The organism is Fluoribacter gormanii, from assembly GCF_900156395.1.
Classification (GTDB): Bacteria; Pseudomonadota; Gammaproteobacteria; order Legionellales; family Legionellaceae; genus Legionella; species Legionella gormanii.
In genome coordinates, this window is the sequence record NZ_FTNL01000034.1 from 18697 (window position 1) to 27356 (window position 8660).

Below are 8660 nucleotides of genomic sequence, written 5' to 3' on the forward strand. Positions count from 1 at the left end.
GCAATATTAATTAGAGGATTAACTAATGAATGAAAGTCATGTTTTTACTTCTGAATCGGTTTCTGAAGGACATCCTGACAAAATAGCAGATCAGATTTCTGATGCCATTTTAGATGCTATTTTAATGCAAGATCCTGCTGCGCGTGTTGCTTGTGAGGTATTTGTTAAAACAGGTATGGTGTTAGTTGGCGGTGAAATTACTACTAAAGCATGGGTGGACGTGGAAGCCGTAACGCGACAAGTAGTTAAAGATATAGGTTATAACAGCTCACAAATGGGTTTCGATTGGGAGTCCTGCGCGGTACTCTCTGCCATAGGCAAACAATCTCCTGATATTGCTCAGGGTGTGGATAATAAAGAAACAAAAATGCTTGGTGCTGGAGATCAGGGTTTAATGTTTGGTTATGCCAGCCGTGAGACCGATGTTTACATGCCAGCTCCAATTGCTTATGCACATCGTTTGATGGAGAAACAAGCTCATTTACGTAAATCAGGTGCATTACCCTGGTTGCGACCTGATGCTAAATGTCAAATAACCTTAAAATATGAAAGGGGTATACCTGTTGAGGTTGACACCGTTGTTTTTTCAACACAACATGCAGCTGAAATTGGATATAATGATTTAGTCGAAGCAGTACGTGAGGAAATTATTAAAACCACGTTACCTGGCGAATGGCTGACCCATAAAACCCGTTATTTCATTAACCCAACAGGTCGTTTTGTCATTGGCGGTCCCTTGGGCGATTGTGGACTAACTGGTCGTAAAATTATCGTAGATACTTATGGTGGTATGGCGCGACATGGTGGGGGATGTTTTTCTGGTAAGGATCCCTCTAAAGTAGATCGCTCCGCAGCTTATGCAGCACGACATGTTGCAAAAAATATAGTAGCGGCTGGATTAGCGGATAAGTGTGAGTTACAAATTTCTTACGCAATTGGTGTTGCTGAACCCACGTCAATTTTTGTTGAAACGTTTGGAACGGGTCGTTTATCTGATGACGAAATTATTGAATTAATTAATTCTCATTTTGATTTAACGCCACAAGGTATCATCGAATATCATGATTTGCTTCGTCCCATCTACAAGCAAACAGCTACTTATGGTCATTATGGACGTGAGAACTTTCCCTGGGAACGTTTGGATAAGGTGACGGAGTTAAGCAAAGCTTTATAAGGAGAGCTAATGGAACTAGTCAATAAGGTAGAGGCAGGGAGCACTATGACAAAAGATTATAAAGTAGCCGATATGTCACTGGCTTCTTGGGGACGCAAGGAAATTGCGATTGCTGAGACAGAAATGCCGGGGTTAATGGCTTTGCGTGAAGAGTTTGCTGCAACCAAACCATTAAAAGGTGCTCGTGTTGCAGGTTGCTTGCATATGACAATTCAAACTGCAGTGCTTATTGAAACGTTGATCGCTTTAGGCGCTGAAGTGCGTTGGTCTTCTTGTAATATATTCTCTACCCAAGACCATGCTGCTGCAGCAATTGCTGAAAAAGGTATTCCTGTCTTTGCTTGGAAAGGTGAAACTGAAGAAGAATATTGGTGGTGTGTAGAGCAAACGCTTACTGGACCGAATGATTGGACCCCTAACTTATTGCTGGATGATGGTGGGGATTTGACGCAAATGGTTCACCAAAAATTCCCTGAGCTCTTGCCTGGAATTAAAGGAGTATCTGAAGAAACAACCACGGGTGTTGCCCGCCTTTATGAAATGGCTAGAAAGGGTGATTTAAAAATCCCAGCGATTAATGTGAATGATTCAGTAACTAAATCCAAATTTGATAACATGTACGGTTGTCGCGAATCCCTACTGGATGGAATAAAACGTGCGACGGATGTAATGATCGCAGGAAAGGTCGCGTTAATTTTAGGTTATGGGGATGTAGGTAAGGGATGTGCACAAGCATTACGAGGACAAGGTGCGATTGTTTTAATTGCTGAAATTGATCCAATTTGCGCGCTGCAAGCTGCAATGGAAGGATATCGTGTTGTGACTCTGGATGATGTAGCCGAACAGGTAGACATCGTTGTAACCGCAACCGGTAATTACCATGTAGTGACTCACGATCACATGAAACGTATGCGTCATCAGGCTATTTTATGCAATATTGGCCATTTTGACTCTGAAATTGATGTCCAGAGTTTAAAAAAATATCAATGGGAAAATATCAAACCGCAAGTTGACCATATCATTTTTCCCGATGGAAAGCGCCTAATTCTTTTGGCACAGGGTCGATTGGTTAATTTAGGATGCGCTACAGGCCATCCAAGTTTTGTGATGTCAGCCTCTTTTTCCAACCAAATTTTGGCGCAAATTGAATTATTTAAAAATGCGGCTCAATATGACCGACAAGTTTATGTTCTTCCTAAGTTATTGGATGAAAAAGTAGCTCGCTTGCATTTAGGGAGAATTGGAGCGAAATTAACCCAACTCACGCAAGAACAAGCAGACTATTTAGGCGTGGCGATCAGTGGTCCTTATAAGCCTGAGCAGTATCGATATTGATTTAGTAAGTACTTAGTTTCTATCTGGGAACAGCTCTATTTGGCACTTCTTGCGAGAAAATTTTGCTAATCAATGCTTATATACTGATGTATGCTAGGCTTGCTTAGTATGAATTTTCTCAAAACCCGCACTCCAAATCCAAGTGAGCGAGTAAATATCAACAGGATGAAGTGCTGTTACCAACCGTTATTATTCCAAACAGAGATTGCACTCTTCGTTTGCAATGAGCAGCAGCTTTATAAAAAATATCGTAGGGGTATGCGCAGTTTTTTAATAGAAACGACGTAATAGATAAGCCTAAAGAGCGTGCTATGAACATCAACAACTCTTTTTAACTTTAATACATTAAGTATAGGCGAGTAACATTTTGGGATATGTCTAATCCTTGTTTTGCCCTGTTTCTTATAGCATACTGAATTTCGATGTATTTTATAAGGAGATTGTTGCATGTTTAAATCAGGGATTTTAGGTTTAAGTCTTTTATCTATTGCACAGGGTATTTTTGCTTCATCTGGTGCGGATACAGTGCGAGTGATAATCAAATATAAAGAACAAATGTCTAGTGTTTCATCCATAAAGTCACAAATAAAACAGATAACCCAATTACCGGTAAAAGAATTAAATCCAATGGCCAATGGTGCCTTTTTATTAATTTTAGACTCAAAAAACAGCACGTTAGTCAAAGATGATGAGGATACTACATCCTTGGTTTTAGAGCGTCTGCGCAAAAATCCTCAAGTTTTATATGCAGTTCAAGATAGAGTAAGCTATTTTAAACCCGTTCCTGATCCAGAGATTTTGGGTACTGGCGATATATTATCACATGAAAGTCAGTGGGATGAGTTCTCGCGCCCTGCAGGAATTATGTTGGAGTCCAAGCCTGGATTTAGAGATGGTGCCTGGGCCTATACCACGGGTCTTTCTAAAAAACCAATAGTTGTTGCGGTTTTAGATACTGGAATTGCTTTAAATGACAGTTTAATTAATAACCTGGTAAAGGACAGTTCGGGTAGCTTATGGGGTTGGAATTTTGCTGGAAATAACAATAATTTGATTGATGAAACGCGATCTTATCATGGAACTCATGTTGCTGGGACGATTGCGGGTTATGGCAGCGTCATGAGTGGAATGGGCGAAGATTTAAAAATTCTTCCTTTAAAAATTCCTGGTGCTAATGGGATGTTTTATGAAAGCTACGTCATTAATGCCATTTATTGGGCCGTAGGTGGTGATGTTCCTGGAATACCACATAACATTCACCCTGCAAAAATATTGAACATGAGTTTTGGCGTCGATAGAGGTCCTAAGGATGAAATAGATTATTGTGATCAGGCATTACAAGAAGCAGTCTTTTTTGCCCGTAAAAAAGGTGCAGTATTGGCTGTCGCAGCCGGAAATGATAACGTTTGGGAGCATTTCAATGCACCTGCGATTTGTAATGGAACCATTAAGGTGGCTTCTACTGGACCCGAAGGCCTTAGATCCTATTTTTCGAATTATGGCCCAAGTGTTACTTTAGCTGCTCCTGGAGGAGACAAGCGTTATGGTATGTGGGGAGGAATTTTATCTACAGTGAATCCAGGTGGTGGTTATAATGGGTCTGGTTTTGATTTTTATCAAGGAACCAGTATGGCTACTCCTCATGTTGCCGGTGTTGCTGGATTAATTTTTGCTGCCAGTGAGAAAGTACTTAGTCCTGAACAAATAGAGCAATTACTGTATACAACAACCCATGATTTTGGAGCCAGTGATGATGCGAATAAATCGTGTGTAGGTAAGAAACCTTGTGGACATGGTATTTTGGATGCTGAAAATGCAGTTAAAGCGGCAGCAGCTGGTTATGATCTACTCTTTTCTGCCCCCAAAATAGAGCATTTGGCAATTAAGGATTGTGGAAAGAACGGGCTGGCTCCAAGTAAAAAGCGCATTCTTTCAGAGGGAGGAATTTGGATACAAAACCGTGCTACATGTGAAGTGGTAGAGAACTTGCAAAAACCTCATATAGAGCAAACTAAAAATGGAACCATTATTGCCCATTATGGTTCAGTAAGTTATCGACTCGAGCAAAGCGCTTATAAGTCATGTCACATAATTGGTTACGATGGTGTTGGTTGTTATTTGTAATTGAGTTTATGTTTCTTTCTAGGAGAGTGGTGTTTTATTTTCGTAAATCATTCACGCAATGCAGACAACTTAAGCTTTTAACCTGGGGGAAGCGCGGCGGAACCCGGGTTTTAACTCCAGAGTTCTCAGATTGCGGCTTGTATCTTCACCCAGGTTACGGCGTGATCTTTAATTGAAAAAGGGGCGTAATCGCTTGGCAGCTGCTCGCTGCTCTAATTGCTCGGAAGATAGTGTTCTCGGTAGCGTTAAGCTATTGCTTGGTTGAGTTAACGTATTACTGGGAGGGGTCAATGTATAATGCGGTTGCGGCTTATAAATCGAGGGCATGATTTTGAGCACTTCTTCTGCTTGCTTTAAAAGAAGCTCCACTTTTTGATTCAATAACTCGGTTTTATTAATTTTTTCATAAAGTTCTTTAGCTACCCCAAGACCATGTAATGTTGCTTGATAGAATTGAGAAATTGGTCCTCTGAGCGCGGCTATATGATCAAAAACGGGTCCAACGGATTGATGCTCTAAAAGAAGTGTCACATTTTCTTGAAGTGCACGCATCAAACTTAAAAAATGATCCTGTTGTAAAATCAGTTTTTGCATTCCTTTAATTAGCGTGTTTTGCTTGATATGTTTGCTGTGATTTGCTTTTAATGCAAAAGTTAAATGATCTTTTTGATAACGGTTTGTGATTTTTAATAGAGAGCTAACGAGTAACGAAAGCATATGAATGACTTGCTTCAAATCTTCATTACCTAAAGCATAGGCAAGGCGGTCCATGTTCATTTTAGCCGAATGTCGAGGTTGAATATCCAAGAGATAAAGCAAATTTTGATCAATACTCAGAAGTATAGCCAGAGTATCTTGATTACTTAAACGATATTGCAGAACTAGTTGTATGGAACAAATTGTATCTTCCATGGAGGATGATTCTTCTTCAGGCGCGTTTAGCAATTCATCAAGAAGACGTTCTGACGATTTAATGCTCTTTGTTGCTTCATCCAGTAGATTTTTTAATTGTTCTACATTGATCTCATTCATTCTATATATGGCACCGCGTTGATTAAGAAAAAAACATCCCTACTACAATAATAACATTGAAATGCGTTTTTAAACTATAATTTAATAAATAGAATAACTTTCTAAATCTCTATGGAAAATGATAAGAAATTTGCAAACTTTGATGAATTCTATTCTTTTTATCTAAACGAACATAAAACAGTGATGTGTCGACGCTTGCATGTTCTTGGTACTTCTTTAGCCTGTTTAAGTTTTATCTTCTTTCTTTTTACTTGGCATGGTTTATGGCTTGTTCTGATGCTCGTGGCTGGATATGGATTTGCCTGGATTGGGCATTTTGTTTATGAAAAAAATAAACCGGCAACATTTCATTATCCTTTATATAGCCTGATGGGTGATTTTGTCATGCTATGGCAGATTTTAAGAGGAAAATTAAAGATCTAGTTTTGATGATTCTAAATCACATCTCTGTATTTTTGTTCAAAAATGGTCTAAATTGCAATTAAATATTTCATCACAAGGAGTGTGCAATGATACTTGAAAGCCCTGCATTTGCTCATAATCAGTTTATTCCTAGAGATTATACGTGTAATGGTGCTAATCATTCACCACCATTAGTATGGAATAATGTACCTAAAAATACCCAGTCTTTTGTTTTAATCATGGATGATCCTGATGCGCCAATGGGATTATGGGTGCATTGGATTTTATTTAATCTACCTGCTGATTGTCTTGAGCTAAAAACGGGAATCGGTGTTCCCTCGAAAGCAATTAGTGCACGAAATAGTTGGGGTAAAACAGGCTATGGGGGGCCTTGCCCTCCAAGCGGTACTCATCGCTATTTCTTCAAGCTCTATGCTTTAGATACCTTATTAACTCTGGGCGAACATGCGACAAAAAAGGAAATAGAGACCGCCATGCAGAATCATATTATTGAGCAGACTGAATTAATTGGTAAATACAGTCAATCGCCTTAAAAATAGATCTGTAATTTGAGTGAAGCAAAAAGGAACTGAGGTTCAATTAGCGCCTGGTTTCTTTCACTTCACCCCGGATTCTATTAAAGTAATTAGTTAATTAAAACCGAGCAATAGTTAAATCGCAACACGATTCGGTTACTTTATTTAAATGCTCAACCCCTGTACTCAGACATCGAGTAAGTAGATAGATTGGATTAAAAACAATAGAAGCGAGTGTTGCACACGTTGCAATAATGCCCATGGTTGCATCAACAATCGTATGTGCTGCGGCTGCTTGAAATGAAGAACACGTATTCGAACTGATTGGTGTTTTGGGTGCAAAAACCGCTAACAATAAAGCTGGTATAAGTAATAATGCAGTAGCTGCTAAATAAATAAAGCTTTTCAAAAAGAACAATAACGCATTAACACCTAACCAAAGAGGGCTATGGATAGGACGAACAAGTAAGTCAGTAAAGTCAGTTATATTATGAATTGGGCGAAAATAGGATGGCTGCGGTATAGGAACTAAATTGGAGTACCTAGCTCTCAAGTCATAGTACCCGTTCCAAGATGATTTAATTTTTGAAAAAAACATAGATATCTCATTTATCTTATTATTATTTTGGGGCGTATCATGCCAATTAATAAATAGAAAGGAAATACTTTAATTAAAAAATTAACTAACAGCTTACTTCGACTGGGTAATCCGGATTTAGACTATATATAAATCCGGATGATAAACGTTATTTTCTTGTATTATGAGGGGATTTTTCCACATGCAATACGATCACCACCACCTCCTAAAGGAGGATTGTCAGTGTAATTATCTCCACCTGCATGAATCATAATCGAATGTCCTTTAATATCTTGAGTTGTTAAACGAGGCGCTAGGGTAGGGACATTAGCTGCTCCATTACTGCCAACAATCAATACAGGTAAATCACCTAAATGACCTTGGCCATATGGACCAAGATGCTTTTGGGTGTTCGCCGGATCCAGGTGCGAACCAGCGTTTTTAGCATGATCCCCGCAATCAGGATGTTGGTGGATGTGAAAACCGTGAATGCCAGCAGGAAGTCCAGTCAGTTGGGGAGTGATAAGTAAGCCATACTTGCCATCTTCAAAAACGACTTTTCCAATTGAAGTTCCATCTGTGGTAGTGACATCACTCGTTATTGTTTCTGCAGTAACTATCGATGAAAAAAATAAGGTTAAAGCACCGATGAAAATTCGTTCTTTCTTTTTGATTTGATGCATGAATAAATCCTTTTTAGTGACAATTTTCTCATTCTAACATAGCATATCCTATATTAGGTTATCTAAAGTTGAATTTTAAAAAACGTGAATAATTTATTGGCACATGGAAATTAATCGCGTCTTTAAGGTTTTTTATTATGATTAAAAATGTAATGCCCAATATCAGAACAGCGACATTAAATGATGCCGAGGCTATAGCGCAAATTCATATCTGTTCCTGGCAAAAGATGTATCGAGATTTCATTCCAGAAATTATATTACAAAACTTATCCCTAACTGAGCGAACTCGGCAGTGGCATGACTTGATAGAGCAAGAAGTCAAAGTATTAGTCATGGAAATTCATAATCAAATTATTGGTTTTGCGAGTATTTGTCCTTTTCGTGATTTTAGTGCAGATGGTTCAATGGGGGAAATCAGTGCAATTTATTTGCATCCCGATTACTGGCGGATGGGATTGGGTACCCAATTATGCCAGGCGGCAATCTCTGAACTTGCAAATCAGGGATATAAAAAAATACTTCTATGGGTATTCGAGGACAATATTCAAGCGCGAAAATTCTATGATGCTTTAGGTTTTGAAGCCACGAACTCAACCAAATTAGAAGAGTTTTACGAGGATGGTGCTTTATTAAAAGAAGTTCTTTATCAAAAAATATTGTAACTCCCCACGTCATCCCGAACCCGAGCGCAGCGAGGGTGAGGGATCTCCTGCGGTGTATCTCGGATACAGTCATGTAAAAAAACATTTGAAAAATTATGTGGTTGTGATCAAATAGCTGCATGAAATACTACGAAC

General features: G+C 38.9%; 9 protein-coding genes. 6 read left to right on the forward strand and 3 right to left on the reverse strand.

Annotated features, from left to right (window positions below; genetic code table 11):
• Positions 1 to 25 precede the first annotated feature (25 nt).
• From metK to BW930_RS15680, 3 genes are all read left to right on the forward strand, one after another.
• Positions 26 to 1174 (forward strand): methionine adenosyltransferase, encoded by a 1149-nt coding sequence (metK, locus tag BW930_RS15670; protein WP_058467696.1) that lies wholly within the window; start codon positions 26 to 28, stop codon positions 1172 to 1174.
• A 9-nt stretch (positions 1175 to 1183) separates the two neighbouring features.
• The gene (ahcY, locus tag BW930_RS15675; RefSeq protein ID WP_058467697.1) at positions 1184 to 2509 is read left to right on the forward strand and encodes an adenosylhomocysteinase; all 1326 of its coding nucleotides are present in this window, start codon (positions 1184 to 1186) and stop codon (positions 2507 to 2509) included.
• 447 nt (positions 2510 to 2956) lie between these two features.
• On the forward strand, positions 2957 to 4633 hold the full coding sequence (locus tag BW930_RS15680) for a S8 family serine peptidase (RefSeq protein ID WP_058467698.1): 1677 nt from the start codon (positions 2957 to 2959) through the stop codon (positions 4631 to 4633).
• 168 nt (positions 4634 to 4801) lie between these two features.
• Here the strand turns inward: BW930_RS15680 and BW930_RS15685 are convergent, their stop codons facing one another.
• Positions 4802 to 5665 (reverse strand): hypothetical protein, encoded by an 864-nt coding sequence (locus BW930_RS15685; protein ID WP_058467699.1) that lies wholly within the window; start codon positions 5663 to 5665, stop codon positions 4802 to 4804.
• Between the two features lie 111 nt (positions 5666 to 5776).
• On the opposite strand from BW930_RS15685, the gene BW930_RS15690 reads away from it, so the two are divergent.
• Positions 5777 to 6088, forward strand: coding sequence for an Mpo1-like protein (locus BW930_RS15690; protein WP_082647067.1), 312 nt, complete (start codon positions 5777 to 5779; stop codon positions 6086 to 6088).
• 86 nt (positions 6089 to 6174) lie between these two features.
• Positions 6175 to 6621, forward strand: coding sequence for a YbhB/YbcL family Raf kinase inhibitor-like protein (locus tag BW930_RS15695; protein WP_058467701.1), 447 nt, complete (start codon positions 6175 to 6177; stop codon positions 6619 to 6621).
• Between the two features lie 100 nt (positions 6622 to 6721).
• Here BW930_RS15695 and BW930_RS15700 read toward each other — a convergent pair whose 3' ends face one another.
• Together BW930_RS15700 and BW930_RS15705 are read right to left on the reverse strand one after the other, a co-directional pair.
• The gene (locus BW930_RS15700) at positions 6722 to 7201 is read right to left on the reverse strand and encodes a hypothetical protein (protein WP_058467702.1); all 480 of its coding nucleotides are present in this window, start codon (positions 7199 to 7201) and stop codon (positions 6722 to 6724) included.
• Between the two features lie 161 nt (positions 7202 to 7362).
• Positions 7363 to 7863 carry a superoxide dismutase family protein gene (locus tag BW930_RS15705; RefSeq protein ID WP_058467703.1) on the reverse strand — a complete coding sequence of 167 codons (501 nt, stop codon included), beginning with the start codon at positions 7861 to 7863 and terminating at the stop codon, positions 7363 to 7365.
• Between the two features lie 137 nt (positions 7864 to 8000).
• On the opposite strand from BW930_RS15705, the gene BW930_RS15710 reads away from it, so the two are divergent.
• A complete protein-coding gene (locus tag BW930_RS15710) occupies positions 8001 to 8525 on the forward strand; it encodes a GNAT family N-acetyltransferase (protein WP_058467704.1) in 525 nt (174 codons plus the stop codon).
• Positions 8526 to 8660: the final 135 nt, after the last annotated feature.